This is a genomic window from Flavobacterium sp. P21, from assembly GCF_050632225.1.
Taxonomy (GTDB): Bacteria; Bacteroidota; Bacteroidia; order Flavobacteriales; family Flavobacteriaceae; genus Flavobacterium.
In genome coordinates this window covers 4,292,712-4,309,507 of record NZ_CP192585.1, presented here as the reverse complement: position 1 = coordinate 4,309,507, position 16,796 = coordinate 4,292,712, and the positions used below count along the sequence as shown (strand labels likewise).

21 protein-coding genes and 3 pseudogenes are annotated in these 16,796 nt (G+C 33.9%); 4 read left to right on the top strand and 20 right to left on the bottom strand.

All coding sequences use genetic code 11. From position 1 onward, the window contains the following. Window positions 1-25: 25 nt before the first annotated feature. Window positions 26-1,454: pseudogene (locus ACQ9BO_RS21625) on the bottom strand (L-serine ammonia-lyase). Window positions 1,455-1,758: 304 nt separating this feature from the next. Here ACQ9BO_RS21625 and ACQ9BO_RS21620 point away from each other — a divergent pair. Both ACQ9BO_RS21620 and ACQ9BO_RS21615 read left to right on the top strand, forming a co-directional pair. After that, window positions 1,759-3,905: pseudogene (locus ACQ9BO_RS21620) on the top strand (cation:proton antiporter). 15 nt (window positions 3,906-3,920) lie between these two features. After that, entirely contained in the window at window positions 3,921-4,286 is a 366-nt protein-coding gene (locus ACQ9BO_RS21615) for a glyoxalase (protein WP_431242424.1), read from the top strand. Between the two features lie 95 nt (window positions 4,287-4,381). Here the strand turns inward: ACQ9BO_RS21615 and ACQ9BO_RS21610 are convergent, their stop codons facing one another. From ACQ9BO_RS21610 to ACQ9BO_RS21520, 19 genes and pseudogenes are all read right to left on the bottom strand, one after another. Next, window positions 4,382-4,888 (bottom strand): mutarotase, encoded by a 507-nt coding sequence (locus ACQ9BO_RS21610; protein ID WP_431242423.1) that lies wholly within the window; start codon window positions 4,886-4,888, stop codon window positions 4,382-4,384. A 5-nt stretch (window positions 4,889-4,893) separates the two neighbouring features. Next, entirely contained in the window at window positions 4,894-5,064 is a 171-nt protein-coding gene (locus tag ACQ9BO_RS21605) for a hypothetical protein (protein WP_431242422.1), read from the bottom strand. Between the two features lie 7 nt (window positions 5,065-5,071). Beyond that, entirely contained in the window at window positions 5,072-5,764 is a 693-nt protein-coding gene (locus ACQ9BO_RS21600) for a TlpA family protein disulfide reductase (RefSeq protein ID WP_431242421.1), read from the bottom strand. Next, window positions 5,755-5,970, bottom strand: a complete 216-nt coding sequence (locus tag ACQ9BO_RS21595) for a hypothetical protein (protein ID WP_431242420.1) — start codon at window positions 5,968-5,970, stop codon at window positions 5,755-5,757. The genes ACQ9BO_RS21600 and ACQ9BO_RS21595 overlap by 10 nt, the downstream gene beginning before the upstream one ends. A gap of 41 nt (window positions 5,971-6,011) precedes the next feature. Next, a complete protein-coding gene (locus ACQ9BO_RS21590; RefSeq protein ID WP_431242419.1) occupies window positions 6,012-6,380 on the bottom strand; it encodes an iron chaperone in 369 nt (122 codons plus the stop codon). Between the two features lie 247 nt (window positions 6,381-6,627). Further along, window positions 6,628-7,095: an SRPBCC family protein gene (locus tag ACQ9BO_RS21585; RefSeq protein WP_431242418.1), complete on the bottom strand. Its 468-nt coding sequence runs from the start codon at window positions 7,093-7,095 to the stop codon at window positions 6,628-6,630. 118 nt (window positions 7,096-7,213) lie between these two features. Next, entirely contained in the window at window positions 7,214-7,795 is a 582-nt protein-coding gene (locus tag ACQ9BO_RS21580) for a TIGR00730 family Rossman fold protein (RefSeq protein WP_431242417.1), read from the bottom strand. A 103-nt stretch (window positions 7,796-7,898) separates the two neighbouring features. Next, window positions 7,899-8,357: a GNAT family N-acetyltransferase gene (locus ACQ9BO_RS21575; protein WP_431242416.1), complete on the bottom strand. Its 459-nt coding sequence runs from the start codon at window positions 8,355-8,357 to the stop codon at window positions 7,899-7,901. Window positions 8,358-8,438: 81 nt separating this feature from the next. Next, window positions 8,439-9,563 carry a lactonase family protein gene (locus tag ACQ9BO_RS21570; RefSeq protein ID WP_431242415.1) on the bottom strand — a complete coding sequence of 375 codons (1,125 nt, stop codon included), beginning with the start codon at window positions 9,561-9,563 and terminating at the stop codon, window positions 8,439-8,441. A 24-nt stretch (window positions 9,564-9,587) separates the two neighbouring features. Beyond that, window positions 9,588-10,109, bottom strand: coding sequence for a GNAT family N-acetyltransferase (locus ACQ9BO_RS21565; protein ID WP_431242414.1), 522 nt, complete (start codon window positions 10,107-10,109; stop codon window positions 9,588-9,590). Between the two features lie 181 nt (window positions 10,110-10,290). Further along, on the bottom strand, window positions 10,291-10,617 hold the full coding sequence (locus ACQ9BO_RS21560; protein WP_431242413.1) for an MBL fold metallo-hydrolase: 327 nt from the start codon (window positions 10,615-10,617) through the stop codon (window positions 10,291-10,293). Then, window positions 10,583-11,389, bottom strand: a complete 807-nt coding sequence (locus ACQ9BO_RS21555; RefSeq protein WP_431242412.1) for an MBL fold metallo-hydrolase — start codon at window positions 11,387-11,389, stop codon at window positions 10,583-10,585. The genes ACQ9BO_RS21560 and ACQ9BO_RS21555 overlap by 35 nt, the downstream gene beginning before the upstream one ends. Before the next feature lie 7 nt (window positions 11,390-11,396). After that, a complete protein-coding gene (locus ACQ9BO_RS21550; RefSeq protein ID WP_431242411.1) occupies window positions 11,397-11,819 on the bottom strand; it encodes a DUF1801 domain-containing protein in 423 nt (140 codons plus the stop codon). A gap of 6 nt (window positions 11,820-11,825) precedes the next feature. Next, a pseudogene (locus ACQ9BO_RS21545) lies at window positions 11,826-12,874 on the bottom strand (serine hydrolase domain-containing protein). 76 nt (window positions 12,875-12,950) lie between these two features. After that, entirely contained in the window at window positions 12,951-13,319 is a 369-nt protein-coding gene (locus ACQ9BO_RS21540; protein WP_431242410.1) for a nuclear transport factor 2 family protein, read from the bottom strand. A 128-nt stretch (window positions 13,320-13,447) separates the two neighbouring features. Further along, complete coding sequence (locus tag ACQ9BO_RS21535; RefSeq protein ID WP_431242409.1) at window positions 13,448-13,570, bottom strand: hypothetical protein; 123 nt, start codon at window positions 13,568-13,570, stop codon at window positions 13,448-13,450. Window positions 13,571-13,597: 27 nt separating this feature from the next. Further along, window positions 13,598-14,029, bottom strand: a complete 432-nt coding sequence (locus ACQ9BO_RS21530) for a hypothetical protein (protein ID WP_431242408.1) — start codon at window positions 14,027-14,029, stop codon at window positions 13,598-13,600. A gap of 35 nt (window positions 14,030-14,064) precedes the next feature. After that, window positions 14,065-14,550 carry an SRPBCC family protein gene (locus ACQ9BO_RS21525; RefSeq protein WP_431242407.1) on the bottom strand — a complete coding sequence of 162 codons (486 nt, stop codon included), beginning with the start codon at window positions 14,548-14,550 and terminating at the stop codon, window positions 14,065-14,067. Between the two features lie 241 nt (window positions 14,551-14,791). Then, entirely contained in the window at window positions 14,792-15,388 is a 597-nt protein-coding gene (locus tag ACQ9BO_RS21520; RefSeq protein WP_431242406.1) for an NAD(P)H-dependent oxidoreductase, read from the bottom strand. Window positions 15,389-15,494: 106 nt separating this feature from the next. On the opposite strand from ACQ9BO_RS21520, the gene ACQ9BO_RS21515 reads away from it, so the two are divergent. Beyond that, window positions 15,495-16,253 carry a M14 family zinc carboxypeptidase gene (locus tag ACQ9BO_RS21515; protein WP_431242405.1) on the top strand — a complete coding sequence of 253 codons (759 nt, stop codon included), beginning with the start codon at window positions 15,495-15,497 and terminating at the stop codon, window positions 16,251-16,253. Further along, window positions 16,246-16,779 (top strand): hypothetical protein, encoded by a 534-nt coding sequence (locus ACQ9BO_RS21510; RefSeq protein WP_431242404.1) that lies wholly within the window; start codon window positions 16,246-16,248, stop codon window positions 16,777-16,779. Before ACQ9BO_RS21515 ends, ACQ9BO_RS21510 begins: the two co-directional genes overlap by 8 nt. Window positions 16,780-16,796 lie beyond the last annotated feature (17 nt).

Here is a 16,796-nt window from a genome sequence, read left to right as displayed (position 1 = left end):
AGTTTGCAAAATTAAGTAATAAATTTTAACAATCGGCCATATTTACCGCAATTGCCAATCCGCCTTCAGAGGTTTCTTTGTATTTGGAATTCATATCTTTTGCCGTTTCCCACATCGTATTGATTACTTTGTCTAATGGAACCTTAGCATTTTTAGAATCGGTTTCAAGAGCTAATTCTGCGACATTTATAGCTTTTATAGCGCCCATTGTATTTCTTTCGATACATGGAATTTGAACTAATCCGCCAATAGGATCACAAGTTAATCCTAAATGATGCTCCATGGCAATTTCGGCGACCATCAAAACTTGTGCAGGAGTACCGCCCATTAATTCACAAAGCGCCATTGCTACCATTGATGACGAAACGCCAATTTCGGCCTGACAGCCTCCCATTGCGAGCAGAAATTGTTGAACCTTTTTTGAAAATACTTCCAATTTCTCCAGCAACCATCAAAAATTGTTTGATTTCTTTTTCACCTGCATTATGGTTTTCAATTACCATATAATACATCAAAACTGCTGGAATTACGCCAGCACTTCCATTTGTTGGAGCTGTAACAACTCTTCCTAAAGAAGCATTTACTTCATTAACTGCCAATGCAAAACAGCTTACCCATTTTAAGATTTGACGGAATTTAACTTCGGTTTTTCTAATTTCTTCCAGCCAAGATTGAGGATCTGTATAATTGGATAATCCGATTAAATTTTGGTGCATATCAAAAGCTCTTCTTCGAACATGAAGTCCGCCAGGCAAAATTCCTTCAGAATGACAGCCAATATACATACATTCTAGCATGGTATTCCAAATGCGCATTAACTCTGAATGAATTTCATCTTCAGAACGCATTGACTTTTCGTTTTCATAAACAATCTCGGAAATCGATTTGTTTTCAGAAACCGTATAATTTAGAAGTTCAACAGCGTTTTGAATTGGGAAAGGAAAAGCGCATTTGATAACTTCTTTAATTTTTGCATTTTCGCGTTCTTCTTTCACAACAAAACCACCGCCAATAGAATAAAAAGTCGATTCATACTCTGAATCGTCATTTTTGTATGCCGTAAATTTTAATCCATTAGCATGAAAAGGCAAGAATTCTTTGTTGAAAACAATGTCTTGAAGAAAATAAAACGGAATAGTATATTGATTAGCCAAAATAATTTCGTTTTTGTCTTCGATTTTTTTGATAATTCCAGCAATATCTTCAACTGGAATATATTCAGGATCTTGGCCACTCAAACCTAGCATTACAGCCAAATCTGTAGCGTGACCTTTTCCAGTTAAAGAAAGTGAACCGTACAAATCGACTTTTACGCGCTTGATTTGGTCTAAAATAGATTCGTTTTTTAGCTCTTCCAAAAAACGTTCTGCGGCTCTCCAGGGACCCAAAGTATGTGAGGATGAAGGTCCAACACCAATTTTAAGCATATCAAAAACAGAGATACATTCTTCCATTGTTACAATTTTGTTATTACAAAGATAATTGAATAATGCAACGATAGTTATATTTTGATCGTTAATCTTGCGCTTTTGTTAAAAATGGTATTAAATTTTAATAATTTGGCAACAAAATAAATTTAATTGTTTAATATGCAGTTTGCGTAGAAAGTTGGCTATTTTTCGGTATTTTTGTGGAGAGCCTTTCATTAAAACCGCTTAATTTATTTGGTATAATTACGAAATCACTTCAAGGGATTTTATTTTAATTCTGAAAAATGTCTTTTTACGATTACAATACCACAAAGCATAAAATTACAATATGATAGAATTTTTCAGGCATTTTTTACACGAATTCGAATTACCGCTCACGAATCCAGTATTGATTTTTTCTTTAATACTTTTTATAATTCTGCTTTCGCCGATTTTATTAAAAAAATCAATATTCCTGGAATCATCGGATTAATTATTTCTGGAGTTATTATTGGGCCACATGGTTTGCATCTTTTAGAAAAAAACTCTGCAGTTAATTTATTTTCAACGATTGGGCTTTTGTACATCATGTTTATTGCTGGACTAGAACTCGATATGAATGAATTTAAAGCGAATCGAAACAAGAGTTTATTATTTGGATTTTTTACTTTTATAATTCCCCTTTCAATAGGTTTTCCGGTTTGTTATTATTTGTTGCATTATGAATTTAATGCCAGTTTTTTAACGGCAAGCATGTTTGCAACGCATACTTTGGTTGCTTATCCAATTGTAAGCAAACTTGGAATTGCTAAAAATCAAGCTGTTGCCATTACGGTTGGTGGAACCATTTTGACGGACACTGCCGTTTTGATTATTCTGGCCGTAATTATGGGAAGCAGTCAGGGAAATCTAAATCAGGCTTTTTGGATAAAATTGACAGTTTCATTAGCTATTTTTTCGGCAATTATGTTTTTGGTTATCCCAAGAATTGCCAAATGGTTCTTCAAGAAACTAGAAAGTGAGAAACATGCACATTATATCTTTGTGCTTTCAGTGGTTTTCTTCGCCGCCTTTTTGGCCGAAGTAGCGGGAGTGGAGCCTATTATTGGTGCATTCGTTGCAGGTTTGGCATTAAACCCTTTGATTCCGCATTCGTCTGCTTTGATGAACCGAATTGAATTTATTGGAAACTCATTGTTTATTCCGTTTTTCTTGATTTCTGTTGGAATGTTGGTTGATGTAAGCGTAATTTTAAGCGGACCAACAGCTTTAATTGTAGCGACAACTTTGAGTGTTGTGGCTATTTTTGGAAAATGGACTGCGACCTTTTTTGCACAGATTGTTTTTAAATATACCAGAACCGAAAGACAGCTTATTTTTGGGTTAAGCGACGCGCATGCGGCGGCAACTTTGGCCGTAATTTTGGTTGGTTACAAAGCGAAAATTCTAGATGAAAATATTCTAAACGGAACTATTATTCTGATTCTGATAACTTGTATCGTAGCTTCTTTTGCAACCGAAAAAGCGGCGAAAAAAATAGCGATTTGTGAAGAAGAAATCTCGCATGAAGATGCTGACAAAGATCAAATTTTAGACGAGCATATTTTGATTCCACTTGCGAAAACTTCAGCCACAGCGAGTTTGTTGGATTTTGCGCTTTTGATTAAAGATAAAAAATCGGCTAATCCTGTAACGTTGTTGACTATTGTTCCGAATAATGATCAGGCTGAAAAGAATATTTTAAAATACAGAAAAGCAGTTGATAAATTTGTTATTCAAGGTTCAGCTTCAGAGGTAAAAATAAATACAATTGCCAGAATCGACCATAATCCAGCGAGTGGAATTGCAAGAACTTCTAAGGAAATCATGTCGGATATTGTTATTATTGGCTGGCCGAAAAAAACGGGATTTTTGGATAAAATTTTTGGTGAAAATGTAGATTCTATCATCAATAATGTCGATAAGAGTTTATTCATATGCCGATTTCCAACTAATTTTATTGAAGAAAAAAGATTGGTTTTTATTTGTCCGCCATTTTCTGAAAGAGGAATTGGTTTCCATCTTTTATTGCAGAAAATTTGTAGATTATCTCAGGAATTAAGTATTCCAATTGTACTTTATGCGGATTACAAAACACACCAAACCATTCAGGCAATTGCGAATAATTTGAGATTGAATGCGAAACTTGGTTTTAAAAGTGTCATAGAATGGGACAGTTTTGAATCGATTTCAGATGAAATAAAACCAACGGATTTAATTGTATTCAATTTGTCTCGAAAAGGCTCTGTTTCGTATCAGTCTATTTTTGAACGACTTCCACAGAAATTTGAGAAGTTCTTTGAAAATAACAATATTATTTTGGTTTACCCTCAAGATGACCGAAAAGAAAGCGCAATGGATGCCTACGAAGATTTCACGGCAACGCCTTTAACTAAAGGTCTTGAAGCTATTGAACAGATTGGTCGTGGTTTGGGGAATATTTTAAAGAAGGGATAAAAAAACAGTAATAAAATGAACCACAATATAAAATCAATTCGTCCCTTCATCGGAGCCAAAGATTTTCAAATATCAAGAAGTTTCTATCGTGATTTAGGATTTGAAGAAGGTGTGTTAGAATCTAATTTTTCTGTTTTTAAAAATGGAGAATTTGCATTTTATCTTCAAGATTATTATGCCAAAGAATGGATCGAAAACACTATGATTTTTCTTGAAGTTGATGATCCAGAAAGATATTATAATGAGCTTTTAGCATTAAATCTTTCTGAAAAATATGAAGGTGTAAAACTCACTCCAGTAAAATATTTAGATTGGGGAAGTGAATGTTTTCTTCTTGATCCGTCTGGTGTTTTATGGCATTTTGGAACATTCAAAAAATGATTTTTTTCGCCACGAATAACACGAATTTAAACGAATTGTATTTTTGTTAAGTGAATGAAAATTAGTGGAATTAGTGAAATTTGTGGCAAAATAAACTACCTCAAACCAAAATTCCCCAAAACGCGCGTAGTACTTTCACGCTGATACCAGTCATTATAAACAAGTTCTAGGTTTTTTACATCAAGTTCCCCAAAATCGTAATCACGAAATTGATCTGCAATTTCAATTAATTTCTTTGGATTTTGAAGCGGTTCTTGAAAACGCATAATCGTAGAATGCGCTGTCGAAATCGAATAACGGCTGTCAATGCTTTGCCGCAAATCTGAGTTTTTGAAATTATCACGAAGCTTGTTTCTGAAATTATTCAAAGTTTCATCCGTTGGAAAACCTTGAATCATTAGGGCAGAAGGAGAAGCCGTAATGCCTTTAAAATGAATTTTGATTTTGTCAGCATCGACCATGCTTTTGCAGATGAGCTGAATATAATCGTTTGGAGAAATCTGATTTAATTGAAATTCCTCAGAACAAGAAATAATCGACATTACAGTAATATGAATATCTGAATCTGGATAAAAATATTGCTCGGGCTCAGCTTCTTTCAATTCATTTAAAAAAGCTTGATATTGGCTTTTATTTCATCATTTGGACGAATAAGTAATGTGATTCCAAATCGTGAATCTGATTCGTTTTTAAGTTCAGTATCAATAGAATATTTTCCTGCTAAAATTGCTTCAGAGGATGTTTTATAAAGTTGATTGTAATGTTCAGTTAAATTCATTGTTCTATTATTGTGCTTCAAAAATCGATTTTAATTGTCGCTGTAAATCGTGTTTATTGTTTTCGCCACTGCCTTTCCATTTCCCAATAATAATTCCATTTTTGTCAATTAAAACTTTATGCGGAATACCGTTAACAAAATAATCTTTATCGACGGTACTTTGATTTTCTAAAATAGAAACATGTTTCCAAGATTGAATTTTTTCTTTTTCAATAGCTTTTTTCCAAAGATCGGATTTTTCATCTTTTGTAACGCTGATTATTTCAAAACCTTGCGATTTATAATTTTTATATAACTCCTTAATATAAGGAAGTTCTTCTCGGCAAGGAGCACACCAGCTTGCCCAGAAATCAATCAAGATGTATTTTTTGCCTTTAAAATCGGCAAGGGAAATAGCTTTGTTATTGATATCTTTTAAACTAAAATTGGGAGCAATGCTTCCCACTTTGCTTTGTTTGAAATAGTGTAGTTTCTCGGCCATTTCTTTTCCTTCTTCTGAGTTTTTAATTTCGGGAGAAAAGTTTTGGAAAACCTCTACGAAAGTGTCATAAAAGTTCATTCCCACAAAACGGCCTACCGAAATTCTAATTAGACGTAACGCTTTTTGAGAATTAGGATGTTTTCGGGCAAAATCAAAATCAAGCTTTAATTCATCAATACCATTTTCATCCAATGCATTCCATAATGTATCTAAACGCATAGTAAGCTGATTTTTTTAATAGAATCTTTTTCGGTTTCTATTTTTAAATTAACTTCTTTCATTAAGTTTGAAATAGAATCATGAACTATTTTAGTTGGTTTATGCAATTCCATAATTTCTTTTTCAATTGAAGCTTCGTCTTGCGCGTTGCAAAAGAAACTCACAAAAAAGGTAGTAATGATAAAAAGAAAATTTATTTTTTTCATGGAATATGCTTTGTTAATGGAGAGATTGATTTAATCTAGAGCTATTTCTTTTTTGCTTTTTGAAGATTTTCTTTTACTCGAAATTTTACAATTTTAGTGATTAAATCATAAGGCATTTTGTCTTTTAGTGGAAACTGGACAGAGCCTTTTCCTGATTTATATTTCGAAAGTTCGTCCTTAAATTCTTCATGTCCGCTTGGCAAAGCATAAAGCCCAATATGATTTTTAAAGGTCGCAAAATAAACTACAATTCCGTTTTGCTCAAAAGCTGGCATCGAGTAACTAATTTTCTCTTTGGCTTCTGGCGCTGCTTTTTGAATCGTCATTCTGATTTTTTCCAAAATTTCCTGTACGTCGTTTGGAAATCCGCCAATGTATTCGTCTATATTTTCGGGTTTTTTAACTTCCATTTTTTTGTTTTAGGTTTCAAGTTTCAGGTTGCTGAACTTGTACTACGATCAAAACATATCTGTTGTTTTAACGCAAAGTGCGCTAAGTATTTTTAATTGCTGGAGTAAGCAGAATCTATATTAAGTTCGCAAAGCTTTGCCTACCATTTTTTCTGCACAAAGCTTTGTGCGCTTTTCACTTTAGTGAGTCTCAAAAAACTTTGCGTTCTTTGCGTAAATCTTTGTGACCTTTGCGGTTAAAATACTATCAGGCAAGACCTTTCGGAAATCTATCTAAAACTAAATTCAGTTGCAGTTTATGTTCTAAATATGCTTTTGCTCCAGCTAATACCAAAGTAAAGCCTTCAGTAGAGTTGCGAACCTGATCGATAATTTTGTCAGCGTCGCCTTTTAAGCCAGAATTTGTAATACTTACAAAGGTCTCATTTTCATTTAGCGGACTAAAAACCCATTCGACTAAAGTGACTTCATCTGGATTTCCCCATTCAATTACAATCTTTTTATTTTCTTGCAATACTAATGTTGTGACCGTCAATGAAAAACCATACATTTCCCAAGTCCACTCGGTTTTTTGGTTTTCTTCTAATTTTCCGGAGCCTTTTGTAAACCAAAATTTACGGGTAATTTCCGGATCTATAAAAGCCTGAAAAACTTCTGAAACAGGTTTCCTGATCAGCATTTCGGCTTTTGCAAATTTGTTGTTTTCTGTTTTCATCTCATTATATCTAGTGCTGAAACTTTTTTTTGGGATTACTAATTTAAGAAATATAGTTGTCCGAATAAAAAAGCTTCACACGAAATTTGTAAAGCTTTGATATTTAATAGAAATAAGTTTATACTTTGTCTTTGTCAATCCATTTGCCGACTGTAGGTGGCATGTAATTTCTCATTTTTTCCAGTAAATCTGGAACATTGTCGCTAACCAAAAGCATTTTTTGATTGACGTCTTTCAGCAAGCCTTTTTCAACCATTGTTTCTGTCAATTCAATTAGCGAATCATAAAAACCGTTTGTATTTAAAATTGCAATTGGTTTTTTATGAAGTCCTAATTGTGCCCAAGTTAGCATTTCAAAAAGCTCTTCTAATGTTCCAAAACCACCTGGAAGTGCAATTACGCCATCGCACAAATCATTCATTTTTGTTTTTCGTTCGTGCATGCTTTCCACTACAATTAATTCGGTCAAGCCTAAATGTGCAATTTCCTTAGATCTAAGAAAATTTGGAAGAACACCAATTACGGTTCCATTTTCACTCAATGCGCCATCCGCGACAGCACCCATTAAACCTACATTTGCGCCTCCGTAAACTAAACCTATATTTTGTTTGGCTAAAGTTTTTCCTAGCAGTTCTGCTTGTTCTCTAAATATTTCTTCGGTACCAAAACTAGATCCGCAGAAAACGGTTATATTTTTCATTTTTTTGTATGTAAGATGTAAGATAGCTTAATTTAATTTTGTTTTATTTCGTACACAAAGTTATGACGCGAGGGCTCATTGTAATAGGCCACATTGATTTCGTCTATTTTTTTGCGCCTAATTTTTCAATTGCTTTTTGTGAGCGGAAATTTTCTGCTCCAATATGAAATTGAACTTTTTCTACAAATTGAAAGGCATAATCGAGCATTATTTTTTTGACTTGACTATTAAAACCCGTTCCCCAAAATTTTCTTCCATAAAAAGTATAACCAATAAAAATGCTATTGTTTTCGGGATCGTATTCATAAAATCTTGTACTGCCAGCAATTTCATTTGCGGTTTTGTCCAAAATAACAAAAGCGCCTTTGCTTTCCATCGCTCCTTCAAAAAAGTTCTGGAAAACTGCTCTTTCGTATCGATTTTTATTGGGATGCTGTTCCCAAACCAAAGGATCTGAGGCCACTTTATAAAGTTCTTCAAAATGACTTTCTTCTAGCGGAATCAATTTTATGATTTCGTTTTCCAAGAAATCAGGCTGTAAATCGAAATTATTTGCTGACATAATTTTTATTGTGTTAGTTTTCTTTGGAACGATTAGTTGCAAAAAGATCTAGGTTGTCTATAAAAGCGTAATAAATAACAATTAAATTCGTCTAATTTGAACACACGAAACATTTTCCATTTTTACTTCTTTCCCAACTTTTTTAAGTAATCCGGTTTTTGGATTTCTTTTAAAAACAACCACATTTCCAGTATTTACATTTGAAGCGATTAAAAATTTTCCGCTTTCATCGATGGCAAAAACTCTCGGATGTTTTCCTAAAGTGGCTTGATACCCAATGTTTTTCAAAAGCCCATTTTCATCAATTGTGAAAATGGCAATGTTGTTTTCTTTTCCTCGGTTTGTGGCGTAGAGAAATTTTCCGTCAGGAGAAATATGAATATCGGAGCTTTCATAACCTTCTTTTATTTTATCAGGATGCGTGGCAATGCGCTGGATTTTATTTAAAACTCCGTTTTCATATTGATAAACACTTATTTGACCTGCCATTTCTTCGATACAATAACCAAATTTCTGATTGGGGTGAAAGGTAAAGTGTCTCGGGCCGGCTTCTAAATCAGTCTTTGTAAACGGGTTTTTAGTTTCGATTAAAGGCTTTTTCTGATTGGCATCAAATGCATAGCAACGAATTTTATCGGCACCTAAATCTGGCAAAAACAAATAATCAAACTGAGGCGAAAATACAGCTGAATGAACGTGTGAACGTGTTTGTCTTTCTTTGTGCGTACTTCCGTCCATATACTGAAAATTCTGCGCTATTGAGTCGATTTTACCGTTTTCTAAAATTGGAAAAACAGAAACACTTCCTTCTGTATAATTGGCATTGGCAATCCATTTTCCGCTTTTATGAACCGTAACATAAACCGGATTTTCGCCACCGCTTCTTTGGCTGTTTAAAAAAGTCAGACTTTTGTTTTTTGGATTAAATTCAAAACTGCTGATGCTTCCTGCATTTGGCGTTTTGGTATCGGTACAGGCATACACATATTTTCCATTTGGAGAAACCGTCAAATAGGAAGGGTTGATAATGTTTTTTGCCGAAGCAAATTTTGTCAATTTTCCGTTTAGAGTGTCCAATTGATATATTTGAATGGCTTCTGCAGATTTATCACGATTATAAGAACCAAGAAAAACATAGGTATTTTGTGCAAAAAGGTTAAAAGTTGCCAGAAAAGCAACGATAAAAAGGTTAGTTTTTAGTTTCAATTTTTATTTTTTTTGATATTAATTTTATGAATCAAAAGGAAACCTGAATCCAAACACAGGAAGTTCTCCTTGCATAAAATCTAAAATTTCATCTCTTTTAAATCCGATATTTTCATACATTCCCCAAGCTGTTTTCATTGCCAAAGTAGAATGAATAATGACTTGTTTTCTTTTAGATTCTTTTGCTTTTTTGATGCATTCTAAAGTCAAAAGCTTGCCAATTCCTTTTCCTCGAGCATTTGCATCAACGCCCAACAAACGAAATCCAGCCGAATTTTTCTCTTGAGTCGCAATTCCGCCAGAGCCATAATATTGCATATCATTAAAATAAACTACTGCTCCAATAATAGTATTCTCGTCAAGAGCCACTAAAAGTTCTGTTTCTGGATATTGGGTAAAATTGCCAATATTGGCTAGCATTTTATAATAATTTGGCTGTTCATCTTGTTTAGGAAAGCCTTCCAAAGCCGAATAAACGCGAATTAAAAGCTTCCCGATTTCTTCAAATTCTGACGGATCAGCATTGCGGATTATATAATTCTTCATGTTTTTGTTCTTTTTTTGTCATTCTGAGGAACGAAGAATCACACTAGTGAATCGGCAAAGATTGGCGATCTACTTTGAGGAATTTCTAGTGTGATTCTTCGTTCCTCAGAATGGCAAACTAAATGTTTTATATTCCAACTTCCAAGTTTCAAGTTTGCAATTAACAATTAACAATTAATAATTAATTAACCCCTTTCCACCATTGTTTAAATTGTTGGTTTTCATTTTTTAATTCGACTATTTCGCCAATTTTAGGTGTAATTAACGGAATTGGGTTTTCAGATAGACTGTTTAATTCGGTTACTTTTTTCAAAGGTTCATCCCAAGCGTGAAGTGCCAATGCAAATTTTGAAGAATGAACAGGAAAAACTCTTTTGGCTTTCAGATCTTTCATGGCTTTTATCACATCTTCTGGCAAATTATGAATGTACTTCCAAGCCGGATTGTATTGGCCATTATCAATAAGCACAATATCAAAAGGGCCAAATTTCTCGCCAATTGCGAGCATAATGCGAATCGTAGCCGCTGTCGCCTCCCAGATACATTTTAAAATCTTTGCTTTCTAAAACGAAAGACGTCCAAAGTGTATTGCAACGTTTGATGCTTCTACCCGAAAAATGTCTTGAAGGAGTAGTGTAAAGCGTTAAATTTTGATCGAGTTCAATTTTTTCATGCCAGTCTTTTTCGATAATAATTTCAGAAGGGAATTTCCAAAATTCAAAATGCGAACCCACTCCAAGAGCCGTAATGACCTTTTTGATTTTTGGCTTCAGTGCCATAATTGTCGCATAATCCAAATGATCATAATGATCGTGGGTCATCAATAAATAATCAATTTCGGGGATATCATCCGTGGTATAAATATCGGTTCCTTTAAATGCTTTTGTGGTGCCGTAAATAGGCGAGGCGTTGCCGCTAAAAACGGGATCAATCAAAAAACGTTTTCCTTCAAGCTGAATATAATATGACGAATGCCCAAACCAAACCAAGATATCTTGATCTAACGGAATTTCATGCAAATTGGTTTTTATTGACGGAATAATATCAGTAGGGCTTTTGCGATCTACTTTTTTGAAGAAAAATTCTTTTAAAACATCAAAATAGCCATAACCTTCAGCAAGTTCAGGTGTGAAACTTTCGTTTTCAAATTTTCCGTTTTTGTATTGAGGCGATTTTTGGATTAAAGCTAGTCTTTCACCAAATGGCCTTTTCCCGAATCTTGGATGATATGCGAAATAAATTGCAACGGCTATTAAAAGAAGAAATAAAGTGAGGCTCATATTTTTTTTAATTTGAAGGGTATAAATTTTGGGTGTATTCCATAGAAAGTAAAATGATATTTTTTAATATTTCTATATCAATATCAGCCAGTTTTTTGACATAAATACACGCTTTTGAAGAGGTGTGTTTGCCAAGTTTGGATAAAAGTTCTTCTCTCTTGCCTTCAGGAAGATAAAAATATACGGTCATGGTCGCTTTTCTTGGAGAAAAACCTGCTAATGGCGCATCGCCTTCGTGACCACTGTCATATTTATAATGATAACTCCCAAAACCAATAATACTCTGCCCCCACATTTTTGGTTCAAAACCGGTTAACTCCTGTATTATTGAAAGAAGTTGAAAAGCGTCTTTTCTTTTCTGCTCATTTTCGACAGCATTTATAAAATCAGTAACACTGTTTGCGGTTTCGGTGGTTTTATTGACAGCCATTTGAGTTTATTTTTTATTTAATAAATCACTTTTTAAAAGCATATTTTTGATCTTAAATTCATTCGCATAAAATAAATTAGAATCTTCAGGCATCTGATTTTCTAAAACAATCAGACTAATATCGCTTTCAGGGAAATACAAATTTACAGAAGAAAATCCGTCGCCTAAACCTGTATGGCCAATATATTTAACCGCTTCTTTTTCAGTAATCCTAATTCCGTAGCCGTAGCCTTCATTTTCTTTCCCAAAGAAATTATGCTGTGCAGTTATCGTGTAGCGAAGCATTGCTTTATAAGTCTCAGGTTTCAGAATTTTTCCTTTATGTAAATTACTGTTCCAAATAGCCAAATCGGTTACAGTTGAAACAACGCCATCTGCGCCCAGATTTTGCGGTGTAATTTGAGTTTTTCCCACTTTTTCAAAAACGTCTTTAGAATTGAAATAGCCTGTAACTAAATTTTGAATTTTATCCTTTGAATAACAATATGTATTCTTCATTTTCAATTTTTTGAAAAGAGCTTCGGCTACTTCTGGATATTTTTTTCCGAAGTGTTTTCTATAATTTTCGTAAGAAGTGTATAACTTAAATCGCCATATTTAAACTGAGTTCCCGATTTGAAAGCCAATGGTTTCTGCAAATCGACAATTCCGTGAGAATGATTTAAAAGCTGATGAACCGTTACAGAATCAGCCCAAGTTTGAGTTAATTCAGGTAAATATTTTTTGATAGGTGACTTAAGATCTATTTTACCCTTTTCAACTTCCAATAAAATCAAAACTGCCGTTATCTGTTTGCTGTTCGACATGATTTCAAATTGGTTGTCTAATTTTAAAGGTTTTTTGGTCTGAAAATTCGAAAAGCCTTTTGCTTTAGAATACAATGTTTTTCCGTTTTTTGAAATCAAAATTGCACCATTAAAAATGGGAGAATTGGTGTTTTCTATTAAACTGTCAATTTTAGCAGAATAATTATCTTCTTTTTGAGCGAAGGAATTACAGCTCAAAAAAAGAAAAATTAAAGACAATAGTGAAAGTGTTTTGGTTAAAAAGGTCATTTTTAGATTTTTGTATTTTTTAGTTTTCGGTCTCTGGAAATAACTGATAATTAATAATTCACCATTAATAATTAATTTAAAACATTCCATTTTCATTAACAGTTTCCGTTGGAATTGGCTGACCTAAATCCCAAAGTTCAATTATTTTATCATCCTTAAATTTTAAAATATGAACTACGGCAAAACCAATATCTTTTGAATTTTGTTTTAAATGCGAATGCACGGCAACAAAATTGTCATCTTCTAAAATATGATGAATTTTGAAAATCTTATTCGGATTTGTTCTTGCAGATTCTTCCATTGCAAGCATTAAGGTGTCGGCATCACCTTTAAAATAAGCGTTGTGATGTTTGAATTTCTTGCCAACATGCAAACGAAATGCTTCGTGCGAATGTCCGTTTGCGGCAAGTTTTAGGAAGTCCCGAGCAATTTCTTTCTTAGTCATGATTTTCAAATATAAAAGTGAACTAAGTTAAGAAATTTGTAAGCACATTTTTTCTGAAATAAGCGGTAAGTTTTATAAATTTTCCAGCTTGATTTCTGAAAGATCGATGCCTAATTTTGTGAATTCTTTTATGCCGATTTCAGTAATATAGAAATGTTTGTCTGACGGATTTTTTTGGCAATCCATCCTTTTTCTGCAAAAGTGAAGGCGAGTAGTTGCCCAAGTTTTCCGCCGATATGTTCATAGCACATTTTAGCGGGAATTTTTTTGAGGATTCGCTACTCATTTTTTTGAATTTTTCCTTTATGACAAAGTAATTTCAATGCCAGATACGCCATCGGAATATAAGCGAAAACCAAATCGACAATCGTAAACCAAACCGGCGACGGCAAAGAGCAAACACTTACAATACCTCCAAATAAAAAGAATGCGCCAATAAGCGGCGCAAGTTTCTTTTTATGATTAAAAGCCAATAATGCCGTCGTGATTGCGCCAACGAATGTTCCAATAGCATGCGCTAAAAACGGAAAAAGATAATGTTTGGCTTCAAACAAATGCATTGTTGATTTTAAACTTTCCATTGTGGAGTTGTCAGCACCCTCTGGAAGCGGGATGATAGAACCACTTAATAAAATTATACTCATATTGACAATACTTCCAACGACAATTCCGGCAAGTACTGCCAGAGTATTTCTTATAATGGGGTTCATATAATTAGGATTTTTAGAATCACTAATTTATAAAATTATTTTGAAGATAACCTTTTTTCGTTTTCAGTTTGTGGTTTTCCCGTTGCATTTGGTTCGCCTTTTCCGGTTTCAATTAGTTTTTTAAGACTATTTTGAATGTAATTTGTCCAAGCGCCTCTGCAAATTTCAAAGCATTCGTATTCTGTGGTTAAACCAAAATGGGTGAATTTTAACTCTGTTTTTCCATCTTTTTCAGTGATTTCAAAAGTTGGTTTAGTGCCCGTCCATTCTGTTTTGTCTTCTGTAAAGTTGAAATAGTTTTCTTCAACCAGCCAAACAATTTTTTGATTCGGAACAACTTCAATTAATTTTACTTTGCGGCGATGAACATCCTCATAATGATAATCAAATTCATCATTCAGCTTGGCTGTATTTCCTTCTATTTCTTCAGACCACCAGCCTCGGACATTTGTAACAGCGTTAAAAACTTCCTCGGGAGATTGATCTACTTTTATGGTTGTGGTAAAATCTGTAGTACTCATTTTAAATAATTTAAAGGTTTGTATTACAAATTTACGTTCTAATAATCAATTTGTTAGGGTGTTTAAGAGACAAAAGAAAGGGGAGTTTCAGACATGTTTTGTAAATTTATTTAAACTGGACTGAAGTCCGGCCCTACAATATGGTTTGTTCCTTCGGAACTTTAAAAGAGCATTTGGCTCGATGCATATTGTAGGGCCGGACTTCAGTCCGGTTTGATGATGATTTGTTTATATTCTTTGTTTAATTTATTTTGGTTTTAATTTTTTCTATAATATTATCAATCTCCAAAAAATGCCCTTCCATTACTTTTTCCAATTCCAATGTTCCGCCCAAAATAATCATTTCTTTGTTTTCAAAACGTTTTCCAAGTCGGTCTTCTAGCATGATTTTTTCCATGCTTTGTGCAATTCCAATTTCATTCAGAAAATCATTTGGATGTCCCGCAGTGCAAATTGCGATTCCATGCGGTATAATTTTCATTTTCGGAAAAGATTCGGTTTGTCCGTAGGCATATCCAACCGAATATACGCGGTCAAACCAGCCTTTTAGTTTTGAAGGACAATCACTCCACCAAACAGGATAAAGAAAAATAATGCAATCTGCCTTTTCGATTTTTTTGTGTTCGGCCAAAACGTCTTCAGGAATAGGAAGATCAAGTTTCGCAAAACCTTCTCTTTCATATTCTTGTTCCGACATATCACTGATGAAGTTTGAAGCATATAAATCTGATATTTCTAAATTCCAGTTTTGTTTTAAGATAACCGATTTCAATCTTTCCAAAACCTGAAAAGTATAGGATTTTTTACTTGGATGCGCGTAAACAATTAAGATATTCATTAGGATTTGGTTATTTCAAAAGTTAATAAAGCAATTAAAATTAAGATGATTTTAGATTATATAAAGTTAATTCTTATTTTTATCCAACTGCAAACCATTTCCAATTATGACAAAAAACTTTTATGCTGTAGTATTGTTTCTAACAGCTTCGGTTTCTGCTTTGGCACAATTAAAATCGCCTTCAGAATTTATTCCAAACTACGGAAAACAAATAAGTTATTACCATCAGGTTGAGGATTATTTTAAATATCTGACTGAAAATTCGGCTTTAATAAAAAAACAGCAATACGGATTAACAAACGAACAGCGCGATTTGAATTTATATTTCATTTCTGATGCTGAAAACCTGAAAAATCTGGAGCAAATACGTTTGAACAATTTGGCTTCAATTGGACTTTCAGATTCTAAATCGGCTACGGCACAAGATAAAATTATCGTTTGGTTGAGTTTCAATGTTCACGGAAATGAATTTGCCGGAACCGAAAGCGCTATGACAGTTGCCTATGAACTTTTGAACCCAACAAATGAAGAAACCAAGAAATGGCTAAAAAATACGATCGTAATTCTGGATCCGTGCATTAATCCTGATGGATATTCTCGCTACGGAAATTGGCTTCGAGAAATTTCAGGAAAGAAAAATCATCCAAGTCTGTATGATCGAGAGCACATGGAAGAATGGCCGGGCGGAAGATACAATCACTATCTTTTTGATTTGAATCGCGACTGGGCATGGCAAACGCAAGCCGAATCGCAACAACGCATAAAAGTATATAACCAATGGATGCCTCAAGTACATACAGATGTGCATGAAATGAGCTATAATTCGCCATACTTTTTTCCGCCAGCGAGCAGAGCCTTTGCATGAATTTATTGAGCAATATCAAAAGGATTTTTATAATGTTTTAGGAAAAAATATTTCGCAGAAATTCGACAAGCAAAACTGGATGTACAATACCAGAGAACGATTTGATTTGTTTTATCCGAGTTATGGCGATACTTATCCAACTTATAATGGCGCAGTTGGTTTGACACTGGAACAAGGCGGAATAGGAGCAGGGCGCGAAGTGACAATGGAAAATGGCACAAACGTCACCATAAAAGATCGTTTGACGCACCACGCAACTGCTGTGTTGACAGTTGTAGAAAGTGCCGCTTCACAAAAGGATGTTTTGCTAAAAGGATTTCGAGATTTTCATGCAAATGCACGCAAAAAAGCAAAAGGCGTTTACAATACTTATGTTCTAAAAAACAATGCAAAACTGGAACAACTGACTGAAATGCTGAAAAAAATGACATTGAATTCAGTTATGCCGATGCTTCTGCAAGCGCTTCAGGATTTCATTATCAAAACAAAAAAAGTGAAAGTTTCAAAATCGAGCCAAACGATTTAATCATAAAAGCAGATCAG

Excerpts from the sequence above, each read along its gene's own strand:
- ACQ9BO_RS21615 (WP_431242424.1), top strand. The coding sequence starts at position 3,921 with ATGAACCACAATATAAAATCAATTCGTCCCTTCATCGGAGCCAAAGAT.
- ACQ9BO_RS21605 (WP_431242422.1), bottom strand. The coding sequence starts at position 5,064 with ATGAATTTAACTGAACATTACAATCAACTTTATAAAACATCCTCTGAA.
- ACQ9BO_RS21600 (WP_431242421.1), bottom strand. The coding sequence starts at position 5,764 with ATGCGTTTAGATACATTATGGAATGCATTGGATGAAAATGGTATTGAT.
- ACQ9BO_RS21595 (WP_431242420.1), bottom strand. The coding sequence starts at position 5,970 with ATGAAAAAAATAAATTTTCTTTTTATCATTACTACCTTTTTTGTGAGT.
- ACQ9BO_RS21590 (WP_431242419.1), bottom strand. The coding sequence starts at position 6,380 with ATGGAAGTTAAAAAACCCGAAAATATAGACGAATACATTGGCGGATTT.
- ACQ9BO_RS21585 (WP_431242418.1), bottom strand. The coding sequence starts at position 7,095 with ATGAAAACAGAAAACAACAAATTTGCAAAAGCCGAAATGCTGATCAGG.
- ACQ9BO_RS21580 (WP_431242417.1), bottom strand. The coding sequence starts at position 7,795 with ATGAAAAATATAACCGTTTTCTGCGGATCTAGTTTTGGTACCGAAGAA.
- ACQ9BO_RS21575 (WP_431242416.1), bottom strand. The coding sequence starts at position 8,357 with ATGTCAGCAAATAATTTCGATTTACAGCCTGATTTCTTGGAAAACGAA.
- ACQ9BO_RS21565 (WP_431242414.1), bottom strand. The coding sequence starts at position 10,109 with ATGAAGAATTATATAATCCGCAATGCTGATCCGTCAGAATTTGAAGAA.
- ACQ9BO_RS21560 (WP_431242413.1), bottom strand. The coding sequence starts at position 10,617 with ATGCTCGCAATTGGCGAGAAATTTGGCCCTTTTGATATTGTGCTTATT.
- ACQ9BO_RS21555 (WP_431242412.1), bottom strand. The coding sequence starts at position 11,389 with ATGAGCCTCACTTTATTTCTTCTTTTAATAGCCGTTGCAATTTATTTC.
- ACQ9BO_RS21550 (WP_431242411.1), bottom strand. The coding sequence starts at position 11,819 with ATGGCTGTCAATAAAACCACCGAAACCGCAAACAGTGTTACTGATTTT.
- ACQ9BO_RS21540 (WP_431242410.1), bottom strand. The coding sequence starts at position 13,319 with ATGACTAAGAAAGAAATTGCTCGGGACTTCCTAAAACTTGCCGCAAAC.
- ACQ9BO_RS21535 (WP_431242409.1), bottom strand. The coding sequence starts at position 13,570 with ATGTGCTATGAACATATCGGCGGAAAACTTGGGCAACTACTCGCCTTC.
- ACQ9BO_RS21530 (WP_431242408.1), bottom strand. The coding sequence starts at position 14,029 with ATGAACCCCATTATAAGAAATACTCTGGCAGTACTTGCCGGAATTGTC.
- ACQ9BO_RS21525 (WP_431242407.1), bottom strand. The coding sequence starts at position 14,550 with ATGAGTACTACAGATTTTACCACAACCATAAAAGTAGATCAATCTCCC.
- ACQ9BO_RS21520 (WP_431242406.1), bottom strand. The coding sequence starts at position 15,388 with ATGAATATCTTAATTGTTTACGCGCATCCAAGTAAAAAATCCTATACT.
- ACQ9BO_RS21515 (WP_431242405.1), top strand. The coding sequence starts at position 15,495 with ATGACAAAAAACTTTTATGCTGTAGTATTGTTTCTAACAGCTTCGGTT.